We start from the raw sequence: 19,866 nt of genomic DNA on the forward strand, positions 1-19,866 counted from the left end.
GATTTCGTTTTTTCTTATATAAGGAGGCTACATCAATGGCAAGTATTAGCAAAACGGCTCAAGCGGGTACGTTAGAATCAAGCGACGTTATGATTACAGTTACACCTGGTGCAAAAGATAGCGGTATTGTAATAGAAGTAGAAAGTATAGTATTGGCTCAATATGGCGAAGACATAAAAGCCATTTTACTTAGTACAGTTCAGAAACAGGGTATAATAGATGTTTATATAAAAGCAGTGGATCGGGGAGCTTTGGATTGCACGATTTCTGCCCGTTTATTGGCAGCCTTAAGTCGTGCTGGTGCAGTGCTAAAGGAGGAAATGCTGTAATGGATTTGAGAAGAAGTATGTTATTTATTCCAGGAAATAATCCGGGCATGTTACAAAATGGTGGTGTATTTGGTGCAGATTCAGTAATTTTGGATCTAGAAGATGCAGTAGCGCCAATGGAAAAAGATGCAGCTCGGTTTTTAATAGCGCATGCTTTACAAACAGTGGATTATGGGACGAGCGAAAAGGTAGTTCGGATTAATCCGTTAGATACTTTTGCTGCTGAAGATATTAAAGCAATTGTTCCTTGTTGTCCTGATGCAATATTAGTACCTAAGGTAGAAAGTGCTGCAGATATTCATCAAGTGGTGTCCATGATTGCGGCAGTAGAAAAACCAGGTCAGACTCCAGTAAAAATTATTGCTTTATTAGAAACACCTTGTGGGATTGCCGAAGCCTATTCGATTGCGAAAGCGGATAAAAGGGTAGTTGCTTTGTCCTTAGGAGCAGAAGATTATACGGCAGGCTTAGGTGCTATGCGTACCAGAGAGGGAAATGAAATTTTTACAGCACGTACTCTTGTAATTAATGCGGCAGCTGCTGCAGGGATTCAATCTATTGATACTCCCTACACAGATGCTAACGATGAGGAAGGATTACTTGCTGATACTAAACTAGCAAAAAGTCTTGGTTTTAAAGGAAAATTGTCCATTAACCCTAGACAAATTGATACAATTCACAATGTCTTTAATCCTAGTATGAGTGATATTGACTGGGCTGAACAAGTCATCCACGCCATTCGTAAAGCGGAAGCAGAAGGATCTGGTGTAGCTTCTTTGAATGGTAAGATGGTTGATTTGCCTATCGTGAATCGTGCAGAGCGTATTTTACATTTGGCACGGCTTTTAGGTTTGATTGAGGAGGTAAAATAATGAAAAATGCAATTGGACGTGAAATACCTGAAAATATTCCTGGCATTGGAAAAGTTAAGCCTTTTGCGGGTGCCTTTGCTACAAAGCCAGACATGAATAGGCAAGCACCTAGTGTCAAAGGTGTGCGCCCTACAGATAATAAACTAGTAGATAATTTAGTAGACGTATTTAAAAAGATACCAGTAACAGATGGTATGACATTATCTTTCCACCACCATTTTAGAAATGGAGATGGAGTTGTTAATATGGTATTAGCAACAGCTGCCCAGTTAGGATTAAAAAATCTGAAAGTGGCGTTAAGTTCTGTTTTTCCTGTTCACGCACCAATGATCGAACATGTAAAAAATGGTGTTGTAACGGCACTAGATACCAACTATATGTCCGGTCCAGTTGCACAGGCAGTATCACGCGGTTTATTTGAAAAACCAGTAGTATTGCGCACCCATGGTGGACGTGGACGGGCCATTGAGAGTGGACAGCTTAAAATCGATGTTGCTTTTATTGCTGCACCTGCAGCGGATGAATACGGAAATTTGAATGGCGTCCAAGGACCTGCCGCTTGTGGATCATTAGGGTATGCATTTCCTGATGCCCAATATGCGGATCATGTAGTGGCTGTTACGGATTTTCTTGGAGAATATCCTTTATCCCCTATTTCAATACCACAAACCCGGGTAGATTATGTAGTAAAAGTGGATTGTGTTGGTGATCCAAAGGGAATTGTATCGGGCACAACTCGCATTACCAAAGATCCAGTTGGGCTTAAAATTGCGGAAACGGCAGCAAAAGTCATTCAGGCTACTGGACTTTTGAAAGATGGTTTCGCCTTCCAAACAGGAGCAGGTGGTGCTTCTTTAGCGACAGCTTCCATTGTACGCAAAATGATGGAGAAAGATAATATTGTAGGTAGTTTTGCCTTAGGTGGTATTACAGGCTATATGGTAGACATGTTGGAAAAAGGATTATTCAAAAAACTAATGGATGTTCAAGGTTTTGACTTAGAAGCCATTCGTTCGATAGCAGAAAATCCAAACCACTTGGAAGTTGGTGCCGATTTTTATGCCAGCCCTTTTAACGCAGGTTGTGCAGTTAATAAGCTAGATGTGGTAATCTTAGGCGCTACTGAAATGGATACTGATTTTAATGTAAACGTAGTTACTGGTTCTGATGGTGTCATTATGGGGGGCTCAGGTGGTCATGCGGATGCAGCAGCTGGTGCAAAAGTAACTATTGTTGTGGCGAACTTATTGCGCGGCCGTTTGCCAATTATTGTGGACAAAGTGCTGACTGCTACTACGCCTGGTGAGACCATTGACATTCTTGTTACAGAACGGGGTGTGGCAGTCAATCCTAGAAGAGTCGATCTAAGGGAAAGGTTAGTTGCGGCTGGCCTACCTGTTAAAGATATAAGCGAACTAAAACAATTAGCAGAGAAAATAGCAGGAACACCTAAAAACTTAAAAACGGGAGAAAATATTGTTGCGGTGGTAGAGTATCGTGATGGCACAATTATTGATGTTGTGCGTCAAGTGGAGGCCTAATTATGTTATGGGGTAATATAGAGGAGCGAGTGATTAATCTCAATAATGAGAGACAGGTCACCGCCGTAAGGGAATTCTTATCCCGGTTTTCACTGACTTTTAACGAAAAAGTAGATTATACTATGGCTTTATATAAAGAAGATAAGATCGTGGCTACAGGTTCTTTGTCAGGAGAAATATTGAGAAATATCGCCATTGACGAATCCCTGCAGGGAGAGGGTTTGACATCTGCGGTAATCAGTCATTTAATGCAGGAAGCAGGACGGCGTGGCATTTATCACTATTTCATTTTCACCAAACCGGATAAAGCACATTTGTTTAAAGAATTAGGTTTCAAGGAAATAGCTAGGGCTCTGCCTTTCGCAGTCCTATTGGAATCTGGTATTGGATCAATTACTACCTATTGTAAGGAATTGGCTGCTCAGGCGGCCAATTTACCTGCAGGGAATCGGGCAGCTTTAGTGGTAAATTGTAATCCTTTTACTTTAGGGCATCAGGCGGTTATTGCAAAAGCAGCCAAAGAAAATGCAGCTGTTATTGTATTGGTAGTAAGTGAGGAAGGTTCCTTGTTTCCTTTTGATGTTCGCTTTCGCCTGGTAAAGGAAGGATTGGCTGCTTATGATAATATAATGGTTATTCCTGGCGGTAAATATATTGTATCTGCCGCAACCTTCCCTGGTTACTTTACAAGGGGAGATGAAACGGTAACAGCGCAAACTAGACTCGATGTTACTGTATTTGCTCAATATATAGCGCCAGCTATGGGCATTACCCGCCGGTATGTGGGAGATGAACCTTATTGTGCGGTAACAAGAGCATATAATGAAGCAATGCTCTCTATTTTACCAACTTATCATATTGATGTCCTCGAAATGCCAAGGATTGCCATTCAAGGCAGTATTGTAAGTGCCTCTAGAGTACGGGAACTTATCAGACAAGATGGATGGGAAGAAATAAGAACTTTAGTACCTGAGACTACCTATCAATATTTACGTTCACCGGCAGCCACCCCAATTATAGAGAAAATAAAGGCCAGTGCATCACGACATTGAGAAGGTTATTTTCTCTTATTAGAATAGAATGAATTTTGTAATTAATTGAGAGAATATTGTATACAAAATACATATGCCATGCTATAATAAGGTGAAAAAACTAGTGGAGGTGCTGTATTGTGCGTTTAGAGCATGATTTTCTTGGCGAAATTGAAATAAAAGATGAAGTTTATTACGGAGTACAAACAACTAGAGCATTAGAAAACTTTGTGATTACTGGACATAGATTAAATGATGATTTTATCGTTTCCTTTGGTATTGTAAAGGCGGCAGCGGCCAAAGCGAATATGAAAACTGGACGTATGCCTAGCAGAATTGGTAATGCCATCGTACAAGCTGCAGAAGAAATCATTGCAGGCAAATTACATGATCAATTCGTCGTTGATTGTATTCAAGGTGGAGCAGGTACATCCATGAATATGAATGCCAACGAAGTAATTGCTAATCGTGCCCTTGAAATTTTAGGTGAGAAAAAAGGGGATTATGCTCTGATTTCACCTAATAATCATGTAAATATGGCTCAATCTACAAACGACGTAATGCCAACAGCTATGCGTATTTGTACAATTACAAAAGCAAAAAAACTAATTGCTGCGTTAGAAGAAATGGAAGCTACCTTTACAGCAAAAGGTGATAGCTTTAATCATATTTTAAAAATGGGACGTACTCATTTGCAAGATGCTGTGCCCATTACTTTAGGTCAGGAATTTTACGCATATGCCCAAGCCACAAAGCGGGCGGTTAAAAGGGTTAAAGAAAATGTGCGGAATATGCATTTTGTAAATATGGGAGCGACGGCAGTTGGTACGGGCCTAAATGCAGAACCTGAATATATTAAATATGTAGTAGAAGAACTTTCTAAGCTAACAGGTGAAGAGATTCAATCCGCTATTGATTTAGTGGATGCTACTCAAAATACAGATCAAATTGCTGAGTTTTCAGGTGCCTTGAAGGTCACTGCGTTAGCATTCTGTAAAATTGCTAATGACATTAGGCTTATGGCATCAGGTCCCCGTTGTGGATTAGGGGAACTATCCTTGCCGGCGAAACAACCTGGATCTTCTATTATGCCTGGGAAAGTAAATCCTGTTATTCCCGAAACAGTGAACCAAGTAGCTTACCAAGTTATGGGCAATGATTTAGCGATTAGCCAGGCTGTAGAAAATGGACAGTTTGAACTTAATGTTATGGAGCCAGTAATGGCATATAACCTTTTTAATTCCTTAACCATCTTAACGAATGTAATTAATACTTTTAATTACAAATGTGTGAAAGATATTGAAGCCAATGAAGAGCGTTGCCGTGAAATGATTGATAAGAGTGTTGGCATCGTTACCGCATTATTACCTCATATCGGTTATGAACAATCTTCAATGATTGCAAAAGAGGCGTTAAAAACAGGAACTTCTGTTAGAGAGTTAGTTATTTCTAAAAAGTTACTTACCGCAGATCAATTAGAAATTATTTTATCGCCAGGTGAAATGACACAACCAGGTATAGCCGGTAAACAATTTTTAAAATAGCTAGATGATAGGATGAATTATATTTGCGGTCAAAAGGGATACTTACTGTAGTGGTAGTACTTTTTGACCGCAAATTTGTAATATTTAAGTGACATTGGTCAAAATGCCGCCAGGTAGCCATGGAAATTAAACATTTCTTCGTTGCTATGGTAGAAATTACATAACGCAAATATTCTATAAATTTTATCTTATCATAGCAATTAAGTGGTTTACCTGAAAAGTTTGTGATATAATACACTTGTATATTAGAATAGGGGGATGAGCATGCGTACAATTGAGGTAGAGCAAATTACTCAGGCGATAGCAAAGATGTGCATGGATGCTTGCTATTATTTATCCGAGGACGTTTATGATGCGTTAGTGTCAGCTGGAAGAAAAGAAGAATCAGCCCTTGGTAAGGAAATTATTGGGAAATTAGTGGAAAATGCTAATATTTCTAAAAATGAACAAAGACCTATCTGCCAAGATACTGGCATGACAGTAATATTTATGGAAGTAGGACAAGATGTTCATTTTGTAGGTGGTAGTTTAGAAGAGGCAGTAAATGCTGGTGTTGCTAAAGGCTATACTGAAGGCTATTTACGTAAATCAGTTGTTGGCGAACCTTTATTTAACCGTAAAAATACAACCAACAATACCCCTGCTATATTACATACTAGCATTGTTCCTGGGGACAAAGTTAAAATTAAATTAGCACCAAAAGGTTTCGGTAGTGAAAATAAGGGTGCTTTAAAAATGCTAGTACCTGCTGACGGTATAGAAGGTGTAAAAAAAGTCGTTCTTGATACAGTAAGAACAGCTGGGCCTAATGCCTGTCCTCCGATGGTCATTGGTGTTGGTATTGGTGGTACCATGGAAAAAGCTACAATACTAGCTAAAAAAGCGTTATTACGTTCCGTGAATAAACGCAATGAAAATCCTGATTATGCCAAATTAGAAGAAGAGCTGCTAGAAATGGTTAATAAAACGGGCGTAGGCCCTCAAGGCTTGGGTGGCGTAACGACTGCATTGGCAGTAAATGTTGAATATTTTGCTACCCACATTGCTGGATTACCAGTTGCTGTTAATATTAACTGCCATGCCACACGGCATGCTGAAGTTGAACTGTAGGAGGTGTAGAGAAAATGGCAGAAGTAAAACGTATTACCACTCCATTAACAAAAGAAATGGCTCGTTCCTTAAAAGCTGGTGATAGTGTTCTAATTACTGGAACTATATATAGTGCTCGTGATGCAGCCCATAAGGTTATGACAGAAGCATTAGATCGTGGTGAGAAATTGCCTGTAGATTTTACAAATCAGATTGTATATTATCTAGGACCTACACCAGCTAAACCTGGAGATCCTATTGGTTCAGCTGGTCCGACCACTGCTGGCCGCATGGATAAATATACGCCACAAATGATCGAACAAGGTCTTAGTGGTATGATTGGTAAAGGCTATCGCTCTCCAGAAGTCGTGGAAGCGATGAAAAAGAACAGTACTGTTTTCATGGTAGCCATTGGCGGAGCAGCAGCACTAATCGCAAAAACCATTAAAGCTTATGAAGTGTTAGCATATCCTGAGCTAGGTGCGGAAGCGTTAGCTAAACTAACTGTGGAAGACTTCCCTGCAATCGTAGCGATTGACTGTGATGGCAACAATTATTATGAAGAAGGTCAAAAACCTTACCGCAAAATATAGTAATTGCTATTGTTAGTAAATATATCGGTTTGTACTAGGACAAGCTAACTATCGTTAGCACTTTTTAGAATCTCTGTATTGCGGGAGTACCTTAGTGGATACCTGCGGTGGTGCAAGTAGCTACTAAGGTGCTCCCGCAATATTAATCAAACTTAATAATTGGAAATGATTATTTGCGAATAATTTCACAGTTGTTAAAAAACCAATGAAGGAAAAACCAGACTAGCGTCGAAATAGCATTATTTGTACAGTATGTTGGCAATCTTATATGTCAACTATGTAAATATTACAGGAGGTAAAAGCATGAACAATTTAGATTTTTGGATCCGTCGTATTCATTCTCTTTCAGGTGTTGTCGCAATCGGTGCATTTTTATTGGAGCATATATTTACTGTTTCAACAGTAATTGGGGGGCCAGCTAACTTTGATAAGTCAGTAGCGGCACTTGCCTCTATGCCGTTTTTGGTTCCAATTGAAATTATCGCTATCGGCTTACCTATCGCATTCCACGGTATACTAGGTGTGGTATATGCTTTAAAAGCGAAAAATAATCCTACTCAGTATGGGTATTGGAACAACTGGATGTTCTACTTACAACGTATAACTGCTTATATTGCCTTTGTTTTTATTATCTGGCATGTATGGACTTTACGTATTGTCGGTAAGGCAATGGGTGGTCATCTGATTGGCTACGACTTTATGCATAAAGTATTGTCTGATCCTCTAACTTTTGCTTTATATGTAATTGGACTATTATCTTCCATTTTCCATTTTACCAATGGTTTATGGGGTTTCTCAATTACTTGGGGCATTGTTGCAGGACCGCGTGGACAACGTATCGTAAGCATTGCAACTATGGCATTATTTGTACTCATTTCAAGTGTAGGGCTTACTGCTCTTACGCACTTTGTGAAATAATTAAAAGTAAGGAGAGAGCTTAGTGAAAAAGAAAATTATAGTTGTTGGCGGCGGTTTATCCGGCCTCATGGCAACACTTAAAATTTGTGAAGCTGGCGGAGAAGTAGAATTATTCTCGTATTGCCCCGTAAAACGTTCTCATTCCCTTTGTGCACAAGGCGGTATGAATGCTTGTATGGATACAAAGGGTGAAAATGATACTATCCATGAACACTTTGATGATACTGTTTATGGTGGTGACTTCCTTGCTGACCAGACTGCAATAAAAGGCATGTGTGAAGCCGCTCCAAAATTAATTAAAATGTTCGATCGTATGGGCGTTACATTTACTCGTACACCAGAAGGTTTACTTGACCTTCGTAATTTTGGTGGTCAGAAAAATAAACGTACTTTGTTTTCTGGCTCCACAACAGGTCAGCAACTTCTTTATGCTCTTGACGAACAAGTTCGTGCATGGGAAGTAAAAGGTGCTGTTAAGAAATATGAATTCTGGGAATTCATTAAAATTATTAAAAATAAAGAAAACGTTTGCCGCGGTGTCGTAGCACAAGACATGAATTCTATGGCAATCAAAGCTTTCCGTGCTGATACGGTTATTCTTGCAACAGGCGGTCCTGGTATGGTATTCGGTAGATGTACTGCTTCGACAATCTGTAATGGCTCAGCAGTATCTGCTGTATATCAGCAAGGCGCTCTTATTGGTAACCCTGAATTTATTCAGATTCATCCAACAGCTATTCCTGGTTCCGATAAAAACCGTTTGATGTCTGAAGCTTGCCGTGGTGAAGGCGGACGAGTTTGGGTATATAAAGATGGTAAACCATGGTACTTCTTAGAAGAAATGTACCCTGCATATGGCAACCTTGTACCTCGTGACGTGGCATCTCGCGCTATCTACGATGTATGCGTAAATCAAAAACTTGGTATTAATGGTGAAAACAAAGTATATCTTGATCTTTCTCATATTCCAGCAGATTACCTTGAACGTAAATTAGGCGGTATTTTGGAAATTTATACGGAATTCGTTGGCGATGACCCACGTAAAGTTCCAATGCAAATTTATCCATCCGTTCATTATTCCATGGGCGGTATCTGGGTAGATACAAAACATAACACAAACATTCCTGGTCTTATGGCATCTGGTGAATGTGATTATCAATATCACGGTGCAAACCGTCTTGGTGCAAACTCACTTCTTTCTGCTGCTTATTCTGGTACTGTTTCCGGTCCGGAAGCTATGCGCTGGGCTAAAGAAGGAGAAAAAGGCTCAGAACTTACTGATGAAGATTTAGCAAAAGCAGCAAAAGAGTGCCAAGAAGAATATGATGCTATCTTAAAAATGGATGGATCAGAAAATGCGCATCAGCTTCACCATGAACTTGGTGATTTAATGAACCAATACGTTACCATTGAACGTGTGAACAAAGACCTTGATTATTGTTTCGATGAAGTAAAGAAAATTCTTAAACGTTGGGACAATATCCGTGTAGACGATAAATCAAACTGGGCGAACCAAGAAGGTATGTTCGCAAGACAGCTTCGTAATATGATTATTTACGCTTTAGTTGTAACCAAAGCAGCACGTATGCGTGATGAAAGCCGTGGTGCTCACTACAAACGCGAATTTCCAACCCGTGATGACGAACGCTTTATGAAAATCACAGTCGCTGAGTATGACCAGGCAACAGCAGAGCCTAAGATCAGTTATGCTGATTTTGATCATTCATTAGTTAAACCCCGTCCTCGTAACTATGCTGTTGCTAAGAAAGAGTAAGAAGGAGGTAAATAATAATGGCAGAAACAAAGAAAAAAGTACATTTTATTATAGAAAGACAAGATGGTCCTCATTCCCAACCTTATACAGAAGAGTTTGAAGTTGACTATCGCCCTGCGCTTAATGTTGTTGCATCTCTTATGGAGATTCAAAAGAACCCTGTAACAAAAGACGGCAAAAAGACAACTGCTGTTGTTTGGGAATGTAATTGTCTGGAAAAAGTTTGTGGCGCTTGCATGATGGTCATCAACGGTAAAGCACAACAGGCATGTGCTGCTCTAATTGATCATCTAGAACAACCAATTCGTTTGAGTGCTGCTAGAACCTTCCCTGTTATCCGTGACCTTGCGATTGACCGTTCGGTAATGTTTGATAGTTTAAAACGTATACACGGATGGGTAGATGTAGATGGAACTTGGGAAGTCCATAATGATGCTCCGCGTCAGAATCCAAAAACTGCAACTACCGCTTATGAGATTTCTCGTTGCATGACTTGCGGTTGTTGCATGCATGCTTGTCCAAATGTAAATCAGGGCTCTGAGTTCATTGGGCCTGCTCCTATTGCACAAGCACACCTCTTTAATCTGCACCCAATTGGTGAATATCAGAAAGAAGAGCGCTTGGATGCATTGATGGAAAAAGGCGGCTTAGCAAGTTGCGGTAATAGCCAAAACTGCGTAAAAGCATGTCCGAAAGAGATTAAATTGACTGAGTATATCGCAAAACTGAATCGTGATACAAATAAGCAAGCACTGAAGAGCTTATTTAATAAATAAGCTGTAAGGTGAGAAGAAAATCTACATTGTATCTTTGGATACAATGTAGATTTTTCTTTTACAAGGTTCTTGACATAATAAAGTCATTATGTTATTATAGTTAAGTGAGTTAAGGGTGATCAAGACAAAACTTGATTACAACTAATTTATGAGTGGAAGAAAGAAAACTTCTTAAAAAAAGATGTTGACAAACTACTGACACTGCGGTATAATAGATATTGTGATTAACGGGGCGTGGCTCAGCTTGGTAGAGCACCTGGCTTGGGACCAGGGGGTCGCAGGTTCGAATCCTGCCGCTCCGACCATCAAATTTGTTTCATGTTATATGCGGGTGTAGCTCAATGGTAGAGCGCTAGCCTTCCAAGCTAGTTACGAGGGTTCGATTCCCTTCACCCGCTCCATTTGTATCAATAAAAATATATGTGCTTGTAGCTCAGCTGGATAGAGCAACGCCCTTCTAAGGCGTGGGTCGGGCGTTCGAATCGCTCCAGGCACACCATTGTCAATTCAAGCTTTCAAGGGGAATTACCTTGAAGGCTTTTCTTATTTTAAAGTAGGAAGGCAATACTATATAAAATCTATGTTACTGTATGTATAAAGATGAAATATAAGATACTAAAAGTCTCGATAGGTGATAACGTTATCATCAGTACTTAAAATAAGAAGGTCTTAGGTGGTAAGCTTTGTATATTCATCTCAACTGGACTATGCATATGGCTTAAAAACACCTGAAATCCCTTAATTGAACTGAACCCCTAAAATGAAAGATGAAAGAAAAAACCTCCTGCGGTAGGATGAAAATAACTACCATAGGAGGTTTCGTTATGTCTGGAAAAAAAATTAAAGAAGAAGCTGTCAGAATGCGCTTAGAAGAGGGGTTAACAGTCAAAGAGGTAGTGGGCCTCAGTTTTTTTTTTTTTGCTCTGTTCACACACATTGTATTGGTAGTATTCTCATATGGCTGCCCAATTTAAATTAAAGTAATGATGTTGGGAGTATGGCTTGACAGTGGTCTATGGATATTGGCAGTAAACTTAATAGTTAGTTAAATAAGAATAAATAACTTAACAGCATTGCTTAAAATCAATAAAGTAATTTAATTGAATATTTTCAATTAAATGGGAGGAATTTAACGTAGATAAGTAGAAATTAGTAAATTAATGAGCAAAATAGGAGGCATAATATGGATAAAACTAATTTGTTGCTTTACAAAAACATATTTCCTCAAGTGGATAATGAGGCTTTTATAGCTAAGGGCGCATATATTATTGGGGATGTAATTATTGAGGCTAACTCTGGTATATGGTTTAATAGTGTTGTTCGAGGTGATATGAGCCATATTCGTATTGGAAAGTATTCAAATATACAGGATAATTCGACCATTCATACTCTGCAAGATCAACCTACTGTTATAGGTGATTATGTTACTGTGGGGCACAACGCTATATTGCATAGTTGCCGGGTTGGGGATAATTGTATTATTGGTATGGGGTCGATAATTTTAAGTTATAGCGAGATTGGTGAGAATTGCATAATTGGTGCTGGGACCGTTATTAGCGAACGAAGAAAAATTCCACCCAATTCAGTGGTAATGGGATCGCCGAGTAAGATTTTACGTACGGTGACAGAGAAAGACATTGAAGTAATTCACCACTTGGCCGTTATGTATAGTGAAAAGGCTCAATCCTACCTTTTAAATTTGTAAGGGGCGACACCTAAGAGCTAAATGCAAAAATACCCCTTGTATTGAACATTATAAATGTTCAATACAAGGGGTTCAGTTCAGATAATACTTAATTCACTATAATTAGAGATGAAAAAAGCAATACCTTCACTTATCTTTGTTATTATCTAGAATTTTGGGAATTCGTATTATAATTATCACTGCTAGAAGAATGTGCTTTTTCTTTAGTATCTTTTTTATAGGAAGATACTAAAAGTTTGATGCCTATTAATGCAAAAAAAATGCTGAATACTTTACGTAATACTACTTCATCCATTATATTGGCCCCATAAGAACCCACTAAGCCTCCTATGACACCGCCTATGGACATATAAAGTCCTATCTGCCAATTTATCAGACCATTGCGATGGTGTTTGTAAACTCCTGTTAATGCGGTTGGAATGATAGCTGTTAAAGCTGCAGCTTGTGCTACGTGTTGAGAAACGTTGAGAAGAGCAATGGCGATAACAACCATGATTGCCCCACCGCCAATCCCCAGCATACCACTAATTATACCAGTAATCATACCTGTCAAGATAGCTAATATTATCATCATAAATCAAATCCCATCCTTATTGATGCCGCTATAACCACAATAGCCAGCATACGTTGTAATATTTTTGGTTTAACGTGGGGCATGAGCGCCGATCCTAAATATGCTCCCGCTATGCCACCAATTGCGAACAGACCTGCTAGAGTCAATTCCATATTCCCGTAAAAGCCATAAATACTAGCACCTATGACCGAGATAGGAACAATAGCCGCTAAAGAAGTGGCATTGGCGGCATGCTGAGAAAAGCCTAAATAATAGAGCATTAAAGGGACCATGATAATTCCTCCGCCGATGCCTACTAATCCGCCAGCCAACCCACCGAGAAGCCCAATCAGTATAGCTTTAATCTTTTTTTCCATTAGTCATCCCTCCATAAATGATTTGTTATTAAATGAAACTATTTTATCCGAAAAAAGTAATATCATCATATGTTTGAATTTATATTATCATCATATGTTTGTCAAGCCACAAACTATGATGATAAATATAAATTTAAATTAAGCGACTTATAATTTTGTTCAAATGCGCGACTGCCCATTTTTTAGCTTCTTCTTCATCTCTGTCTTCAATAGCTTTTAAAAGTTGTTGATGACTTTTAAGTATATTTTCATAATCTAAAGGGACCGTGTCTTGGACAAGTTTAGTTAAAGCGTCACTGACTACATTAGAAAAAGCAAGATATAAATCAGATAAAATACTATTTCCACTTGCACTTGCAATTGCATTATGAAAAGCAATATCACTTTCCACATACTCGCGAATGTTTCCTGCTTTTTGAGAATCTATTCTTTTCCTCAAGCTTTCACGCATTACGTTTAAGTGTTCCTCTGTTCGCAGCGTAGCTGCGCGTTTAGCTATCTCCATTTCTAGTAATTGGCGAACTTCATATATTTCTAATAGACTAGCTCTTCGAAGACGTTGTTCAAAGGGCTCAACATCCCTGCAACGCGCAAGAACATATGTTCCGTCTCCTTGTCTCACGTCAAGGAGTCCTGTATTGGATAACACTCGAATAGCCTCACGTAGTGTGGTGCGACTAACTCCTAAGAGAGTTACAAGTTCTGATTCCGGCGGGATTTTACTTCCGATTGGATAAAGTCCCAAAGAAATTTGCTGTTGAAGTTGTTTTATAACTTCATCAACCAACCGTTTACGTTTAACTATTTTTAATCCTATTGGTAGATTCATATAATCTCTCCTAGTAAGTAATATAATATTTAATTATATTACTTACTAGGAGAAATTGTCAATAAATTCGAATTATTGAGTGAATCGCGGGCGCAATAACAAACAATAGCAGGGGACTTGATTATTATTTAGTGATTTTATCCACGGATACGTTTACGTATAGAATCTTTCCCATTTTTAAATAGAATTTCCTTTGAATTTATTTACACTACCATTTATGTAGTGTATAAATCCATTACTATTTATGTTTTATGATAAAATTCAATATAGAAAACATTTGACAGAATTTAACATTAGAGTATAATAAAAGTGTAAAAATAGACGGTGATGTTATGATTATTGAGAAAGGGAGATGGGAATAGAAAAAAATAAAAAGATAGTTAAATGGTTGGGCAGAATCATAAATCCTTTGAATTAATATCTAAAACGAGAATTACTTTACAAATATAAAGTATGATTTGAGTTAAACGTATGATGATATTATATTTAACAAATGTAAACGTTGCATTTATTTCAGACGAGTATATTATTCACGTTAGATTGTATAATATACGATAAAAAAATTGACAAAATTAAACATTATAGTATAATAAAGGAAAAAATAAAATTTAATTATTGAGCAAGGGAGATGGAATATAAAATAAAAAAAAGAGTAGCTGAGTAGTTGGGCAAAATAATAAATCTTTTGAATTAATGTCCTAAAACGAGGATTACTTAACAAATATAAGGTATAATTTGGAGTTAAACATATGATGATATTATATTTAAAGGGTGGTGACCTATGTTTAATAAAATGTTCATTTCTAATCAGATGGTACTGAAGTAAGGAATATTCAGATATAGTAGCAGAAATAAATTGAAGTCTAGTTTGATGATGTAAGCAAGATAATAAATTTATTGGAGGAGTAAAAATATGAATAATAGTATAAAATTGCAACTTGATTGCGAGAAAGAGACAATAAAGATTATCGATTTTATTAAGAATTGTGTTCATAGCAAGTTTAAAAAAAGTGGCGCAGTTGTGGGTGTTAGTGGGGGTATCGATTCTGCTGTAACATTATCACTCTGTATAAAAGCTTTAGGTAAGGAAAATGTTATAGCAGTATCCTTACCGGAAAAACAATCTAGTAAAGATTCATTGGTTTTTGCTCGACGGGTAACAGATTCTCTTGGATGCGAGTTAGTAGTAAAAGATATTACTAATGCATTAGAATCTTTTGAGGTTTATAGTGCAGCGAATAATATAGTAAAAAAGTACTTTATGGATTTCAATGATTCTTATTCGTTTAAAATTGTTTTGCCACAAAATTTATTAGAAAAAGATCAAATAAATTTTTATTCATTAATTGTTCAAAATAAAAATGGTGAAGAGGTTTTTAAAGGACGACTAAGCTTACAAGATTATAATTCCATAAAAGCAGCGACTAGCATTAAGTTGCGTACTAGGATGATTTATTTGTATCAGTTTGCAGAAAAACATAATAAACTCGTTGCAGGTACAACTAATAGATCAGAATATGAACTGGGGAATTTTTGTAAGCATGGTGATGGCGGGGTTGATTTTGAAGTAATATCTCATCTATATAAAACCCAAGTTTATCAATTAGCACGGCATCTTGCAATTCCAGATGAGATTATTGCCCGTACTCCTTCACCAGATGTATTTAGCGCTTTTGTTAGTGACGATGAGTTTTTCTTTTCATTGCCATTTAATATATTGGATGAAGCCTTGTATGCTTATACAAATGAGATATCTAGTAATAATGCCGCTAATCTTCTAAACTTAGAGGAAGAAAAAGTGAAAAGGTTATACAAAGATTTTTTAATAAAGCAAAGAAATACATATTACTTAAAAGAATTACCTCCGTCGATATCTTTACAGAAAGCGAGTTGTAATTATGCAGGTTTGTAATAAATGTATATTAAATGAAAATTATCCTGGGATTTCATTTATGGAAGATGGGAGTTGTAATTATTGCAGAACAAATGTAGCGGATGATAATAATGAAATCGCATCATTTGATGAGAACTTTGAAGAAATAATAGGAAATATAAAGAATAAACAATCATATGATTGTTTGTTATGTTATAGCGGTGGCAAAGATAGTACGTATACTTTGTATTTATTAAAAGAAAAATATAAACTTAACGTTTTGACTTACACTTTTGATAATGGATTTCTATCGGATTACGCAAAGAAAAATATACAAAAAGTAACTAGTAACCTAAATGTAGACAATATTATTTTTCAACCTAGATTTGATGTAATGAAGAATGTATTCAGAGCGTGCATTTTACCCAATGATTTTTTTTCTCATGCAGCTGTAAAGAGAGCATCTGCTATTTGCAACTCTTGTATAAATTTTGTTAAATATAATTCATTAAAACTTGCACTTGAAAAGAAAATACCGATGATAGTCTTTGGGTGGGATCCGGGGCAAATTTCAAAAAAGTCTGCGATAGTAAAATTGCCACCTGACTTTCTATTGGCGTCTCAGAAGACATTTACCGATAAATTGGTTGGTGCTGTAGGTGATGATATATATAATTACTTTATTACGAAAGATGAAATGCAACATCATATTTCGGATATACCATATTATATAAATCCGCTTTACTTCAATGATTACAATATGGACAATATAAATAAAGTATTGAGCGAACTTGGATGGGAAAAACCCTCAGATACTGATGCAAATTCAACTAATTGTTTGCTAAATAGTCTTGCAAATTATTTTCACGAAAAACAATATGGATATAATCCTTATATTCAAGACGCTAGTCAGTTAATAAGAAAAGGCATGATCAGCAGAGAAGCGGCTTTAAATAAAATGAAGAATGGATATTGTCTAGAGATGGTATCCGCAAATGCAGAAAAATTGGGTGTAAATGAATTATTATGATTAAATTATTTTGCATTTTAAGGAGTCGATCGTATGTTGATACATGATATTTTATATAAAAGTGCTCATTTATACGGCGACAATGTTTTTATAAAAAGCGATCATAGGGTACTTACTTTTTTAGATTTGGAAAACAAATCGTATAATGTATCAAGATATTTATCCGAGTTTCCTCCCCAAAGTGTTATTGGAATAATGTTGAAAAATTCTATTGAATATATTATCTGTTATTTCGCAATAATACGCGCTGGTCATATTGCAGTTCCTGTTAATCCAGAATTAAAGGGACAAATGCTTGAACACATTCTTAAAGATTGCAGTTTCAGTCTGTTATTTACTGATAGTAAAAGTAGAACAAATTTAAACGATATTCATCCAAAGTCAAAAATCGTAGTAGTGGATTGCACATTTAGTAATGAAACAGGTGATTACGTTGAGGATGATGATTGTATTTCATTTAAAGAGGCATTAGTCAACCACGGTTATAGTCGGGATTACCTTCAAAGTAATAAGATAAATGAAGAAGACACAATATTAATTTTATATACATCTGGGACGATGGGGAAAGCAAAGGGAGTGTGTTTAACTCATAAGAATCTACTGTCGAACATGGAAGCGATAAATGAAAGGATTGGTATAAATAGCAGCGATAACATGTTAGTCATTATTCCATTTTATTATTCTTATGGAAATTCGCTTATTTTGAGTCATTTGGATAAAGGAGCAACATTGACACTAAATCACAACTCTTTGTTCCCTAATCTAATTTTGGATAATTTGGAGAAGTGCAATAGCCTGGCTGGCGTGGCTTCTAACTTCGTTATGCTTTTAAAACGATCAAATATAGGTAAACGTAATTTGACGGCATTACGTTATGTGACGTTTGCTGGTGAACCCATCTCAGATTGGATTATAGAAGAGTTGATGAGATTATTTCCCGGACTTAAAGTGTTTATAATGTATGGGCAGACAGAAGCAACGGCAAGACTAACAATTCTAAAATCTGAAGAATTAGAAACAAAAAAAGGTGCTGTTGGTAGGCCGATTAAAGATGTTATTATTGAAATTGTCGGGAATAAAGGGGAATTGTTGCCGCCTGGACAGTTGGGAGATATTGTTGCATCAGGTCCGAATATAATGAGAGGATACTGGAACGATTCTACTGAAACCAGCCACAAATTAAAAGGTGGGAATAAGCTTATAACAGGAGATTATGGATGGCTTGATGAGGCAGGTTATCTATATGTGCAAGGAAGAAAAGATGACATGATAAAAGTTGGGGGAGAAAAGGTCTTTCCTTTAGAAATTGAGAGAATAATTATGCAAAATCCTCAAGTATTGGAAGTTGCGGTTATAGGTTATTGTAAAGATCATTCAGGTAGCGAGGCATTGAGCGATTATATAGGTAATGAAATAGTAGCATGTATTGTGAAAAAGGATGAAATAGATAAAAAAAGCATAATAAAGTATTGTCTACAGCAGCTGCCTATGCATAAAATCCCCAAGGTTATATGTTTTGTTGATGAATTGCCAAAAACATCAAGTGGAAAACTCCAAAGAAGTATTTTAAAAGATATGTATCACCGTGGGGTGATAGCTTAAGATGAATAAAGTAGTAATAAGAGAACTTGATAAAAAAAATATATTAGATTGGGCTCGTTTATGGGGAGAATTCTGGGGACAGGATAGCTGGTGTTTACGCTCACACTCAGTGGAAATGTATAGTTATAAATACCTTAATAGGAAAGACTGCAAGGCATACGTTATTAATAGTGAATTAAATAACAATATCGGATATTTTGGTGTCCAAGCGAAAAACATTAATTACTGCGGTGCGACATATAAAATTGTAGAGTTCAGCGATTTTATTATCAATCCTGTATTTAGAGAAAACGGTTATTATTCGGCTAGTATCAACCAATTCATGGATGAAGGTAAAGAAAATTACGATGGTTATTTCTTTTCTCCAATAAATAGGCAAGCATATCTTGCTTTGAGATTATTGTTTAATAATTATGAATCCTATGAAATTAATAATTGGTTCGTCACATCCTGTAAATCTATTAAGGAACTTATCAGTGATGATGATTCTCAAGTTGACATTTTCGAGTGCATAAATATTCCTGTAACACTACACGAAATTTTAGGGAAATCAAATGAAGGATATTTAAAATATGCAAAAGATCAGAAATATCTGACATGGAGATATCTGGAAATTCCAGACAGGCATCAATTTTGCATGATTATGTTACAGAATGTTCCTGCTGGATATTTTGTATATAAGGAAATTGAAAAAGATGATGTACGAGGTTCTGAGATAACGGATATCCATATTGATATAGATATTGATGATACGAACTTCAATAGGATTTTATTAAATATCATAAGCTTTCTTGAAAGTAAAAATAGCTCGTTTTTTACTCTTAAGACATTAGTCGGTAATCAACTGGATGTCTTTATGCAAAACATTACAGGAGGTGTTATTAAAGATGCTGAAAAAAACTATATCATTGCCTTTGGTAGAATAAGGGGTTGCCTTAGAGAATGTAATATACGAAATAATTGGCTTTTTAATGGTGAGGATTGGGATATTCCTAGAAGTGGCAGTTATATTGAAAACATGATAAAGAAACACATAAAAAACAGTAATACAGTTGGATACGCAATTGGGTAGGATAACATAAAAGCATTGCTTAATGAGCTGAGAAGTACAGATAAAATGCGAAATAAAAAAATAGAGGAGATGGCATTTATGGAAACTAAAAATATAATAAAGGATTTTATTGTTGAGAAATTTTGGGTAAATGAACCTGAGATAAAGCTACATGATAATACTAGACTTTTGGATGAAGGAATCATAGATTCTACAGGGATATTGGAATTAGTTATGTTTTTAGAAGATACATTTAAGATATCAATAAATGATAATGAATTGATACCTGCAAATTTCAATTCTCTGAATTCATTAGTAAAATTAATTAGAGAGAAATGTTAGAAAACAACTAAACTTAAAATGCGTAGACTTTTAGAAA

General features: G+C 36.6%; 20 protein-coding genes and 3 tRNA genes. 20 read left to right on the plus strand and 3 right to left on the minus strand.

Annotated features, from left to right (window positions below; genetic code table 11):
• Positions 1-35: 35 nt before the first annotated feature.
• The 15 genes from citD to QSJ81_RS06660 all read left to right on the plus strand — a co-directional run bounded on the left by citD (position 36) and on the right by QSJ81_RS06660 (position 12,172).
• Positions 36-329, plus strand: coding sequence for a citrate lyase acyl carrier protein (gene citD, locus QSJ81_RS06590; RefSeq protein ID WP_285716617.1), 294 nt, complete (start codon positions 36-38; stop codon positions 327-329).
• Positions 329-1,201 (plus strand): HpcH/HpaI aldolase/citrate lyase family protein, encoded by an 873-nt coding sequence (locus QSJ81_RS06595; protein ID WP_285716618.1) that lies wholly within the window; start codon positions 329-331, stop codon positions 1,199-1,201. The genes citD and QSJ81_RS06595 overlap by 1 nt, the downstream gene beginning before the upstream one ends.
• Positions 1,201-2,742 (plus strand): citrate lyase subunit alpha, encoded by a 1,542-nt coding sequence (gene citF / locus QSJ81_RS06600; protein ID WP_285716619.1) that lies wholly within the window; start codon positions 1,201-1,203, stop codon positions 2,740-2,742. Before QSJ81_RS06595 ends, citF begins: the two co-directional genes overlap by 1 nt.
• Before the next feature lie 2 nt (positions 2,743-2,744).
• A complete protein-coding gene (gene citC, locus QSJ81_RS06605) occupies positions 2,745-3,794 on the plus strand; it encodes a [citrate (pro-3S)-lyase] ligase (protein ID WP_285716620.1) in 1,050 nt (349 codons plus the stop codon).
• Positions 3,795-3,913: 119 nt separating this feature from the next.
• Complete coding sequence (locus QSJ81_RS06610) at positions 3,914-5,317, plus strand: aspartate ammonia-lyase (RefSeq protein ID WP_285716621.1); 1,404 nt, start codon at positions 3,914-3,916, stop codon at positions 5,315-5,317.
• 264 nt (positions 5,318-5,581) lie between these two features.
• A complete protein-coding gene (locus QSJ81_RS06615) occupies positions 5,582-6,427 on the plus strand; it encodes a fumarate hydratase (RefSeq protein WP_285716622.1) in 846 nt (281 codons plus the stop codon).
• 14 nt (positions 6,428-6,441) lie between these two features.
• A complete protein-coding gene (locus QSJ81_RS06620) occupies positions 6,442-6,999 on the plus strand; it encodes a Fe-S-containing hydro-lyase (RefSeq protein ID WP_285716623.1) in 558 nt (185 codons plus the stop codon).
• Between the two features lie 303 nt (positions 7,000-7,302).
• Positions 7,303-7,917 (plus strand): succinate dehydrogenase/fumarate reductase transmembrane subunit, encoded by a 615-nt coding sequence (locus QSJ81_RS06625; protein ID WP_285716624.1) that lies wholly within the window; start codon positions 7,303-7,305, stop codon positions 7,915-7,917.
• 22 nt (positions 7,918-7,939) lie between these two features.
• Complete coding sequence (gene sdhA / locus QSJ81_RS06630; protein ID WP_285716625.1) at positions 7,940-9,691, plus strand: succinate dehydrogenase flavoprotein subunit; 1,752 nt, start codon at positions 7,940-7,942, stop codon at positions 9,689-9,691.
• Between the two features lie 17 nt (positions 9,692-9,708).
• Entirely contained in the window at positions 9,709-10,467 is a 759-nt protein-coding gene (sdhB, locus tag QSJ81_RS06635; protein WP_285716626.1) for a succinate dehydrogenase iron-sulfur subunit, read from the plus strand.
• A gap of 228 nt (positions 10,468-10,695) precedes the next feature.
• A tRNA-Pro gene (locus QSJ81_RS06640) sits at positions 10,696-10,772 on the plus strand.
• Positions 10,773-10,794: 22 nt separating this feature from the next.
• Positions 10,795-10,868 (plus strand) — tRNA-Gly (locus QSJ81_RS06645).
• A 21-nt stretch (positions 10,869-10,889) separates the two neighbouring features.
• Positions 10,890-10,966, plus strand: a tRNA-Arg gene (locus QSJ81_RS06650).
• Positions 10,967-11,291: 325 nt separating this feature from the next.
• Positions 11,292-11,441 carry a hypothetical protein gene (locus tag QSJ81_RS06655; RefSeq protein ID WP_285716627.1) on the plus strand — a complete coding sequence of 50 codons (150 nt, stop codon included), beginning with the start codon at positions 11,292-11,294 and terminating at the stop codon, positions 11,439-11,441.
• A gap of 209 nt (positions 11,442-11,650) precedes the next feature.
• Positions 11,651-12,172, plus strand: a complete 522-nt coding sequence (locus QSJ81_RS06660; RefSeq protein ID WP_285716628.1) for a gamma carbonic anhydrase family protein — start codon at positions 11,651-11,653, stop codon at positions 12,170-12,172.
• Between the two features lie 142 nt (positions 12,173-12,314).
• On the opposite strand, the gene QSJ81_RS06665 is transcribed toward QSJ81_RS06660, so the two are convergent.
• The 3 genes from QSJ81_RS06665 to QSJ81_RS06675 all read right to left on the minus strand — a co-directional run bounded on the left by QSJ81_RS06665 (position 12,315) and on the right by QSJ81_RS06675 (position 13,931).
• On the minus strand, positions 12,315-12,746 hold the full coding sequence (locus QSJ81_RS06665) for a sulfite exporter TauE/SafE family protein (RefSeq protein ID WP_285716629.1): 432 nt from the start codon (positions 12,744-12,746) through the stop codon (positions 12,315-12,317).
• Positions 12,743-13,102 carry a sulfite exporter TauE/SafE family protein gene (locus QSJ81_RS06670; protein WP_285716630.1) on the minus strand — a complete coding sequence of 120 codons (360 nt, stop codon included), beginning with the start codon at positions 13,100-13,102 and terminating at the stop codon, positions 12,743-12,745. The genes QSJ81_RS06665 and QSJ81_RS06670 overlap by 4 nt, the downstream gene beginning before the upstream one ends.
• 133 nt (positions 13,103-13,235) lie before the next feature.
• Positions 13,236-13,931 carry a FadR/GntR family transcriptional regulator gene (locus QSJ81_RS06675; protein ID WP_285716631.1) on the minus strand — a complete coding sequence of 232 codons (696 nt, stop codon included), beginning with the start codon at positions 13,929-13,931 and terminating at the stop codon, positions 13,236-13,238.
• Positions 13,932-14,844: 913 nt separating this feature from the next.
• Between QSJ81_RS06675 and nadE the strand changes: the two genes are divergently transcribed.
• From nadE to QSJ81_RS06700, 5 genes are all read left to right on the plus strand, one after another.
• On the plus strand, positions 14,845-15,843 hold the full coding sequence (gene nadE, locus QSJ81_RS06680) for an NAD(+) synthase (RefSeq protein ID WP_285716632.1): 999 nt from the start codon (positions 14,845-14,847) through the stop codon (positions 15,841-15,843).
• Between the two features lie 40 nt (positions 15,844-15,883).
• Positions 15,884-16,834: an adenine nucleotide alpha hydrolase family protein gene (locus tag QSJ81_RS06685; RefSeq protein WP_285716633.1), complete on the plus strand. Its 951-nt coding sequence runs from the start codon at positions 15,884-15,886 to the stop codon at positions 16,832-16,834.
• A 33-nt stretch (positions 16,835-16,867) separates the two neighbouring features.
• Complete coding sequence (locus QSJ81_RS06690) at positions 16,868-18,436, plus strand: class I adenylate-forming enzyme family protein (protein WP_285716634.1); 1,569 nt, start codon at positions 16,868-16,870, stop codon at positions 18,434-18,436.
• 1 nt (position 18,437) lies between these two features.
• Positions 18,438-19,508 carry a hypothetical protein gene (locus QSJ81_RS06695; RefSeq protein ID WP_285716635.1) on the plus strand — a complete coding sequence of 357 codons (1,071 nt, stop codon included), beginning with the start codon at positions 18,438-18,440 and terminating at the stop codon, positions 19,506-19,508.
• A 78-nt stretch (positions 19,509-19,586) separates the two neighbouring features.
• Positions 19,587-19,829 (plus strand): acyl carrier protein, encoded by a 243-nt coding sequence (locus QSJ81_RS06700; RefSeq protein WP_285716636.1) that lies wholly within the window; start codon positions 19,587-19,589, stop codon positions 19,827-19,829.
• Positions 19,830-19,866: the final 37 nt, after the last annotated feature.

Origin of the sequence: Pelosinus sp. IPA-1 (assembly GCF_030269905.1) — a bacterium.
GTDB lineage: Bacteria > Bacillota > Negativicutes > DSM-13327 > DSM-13327 > Pelosinus.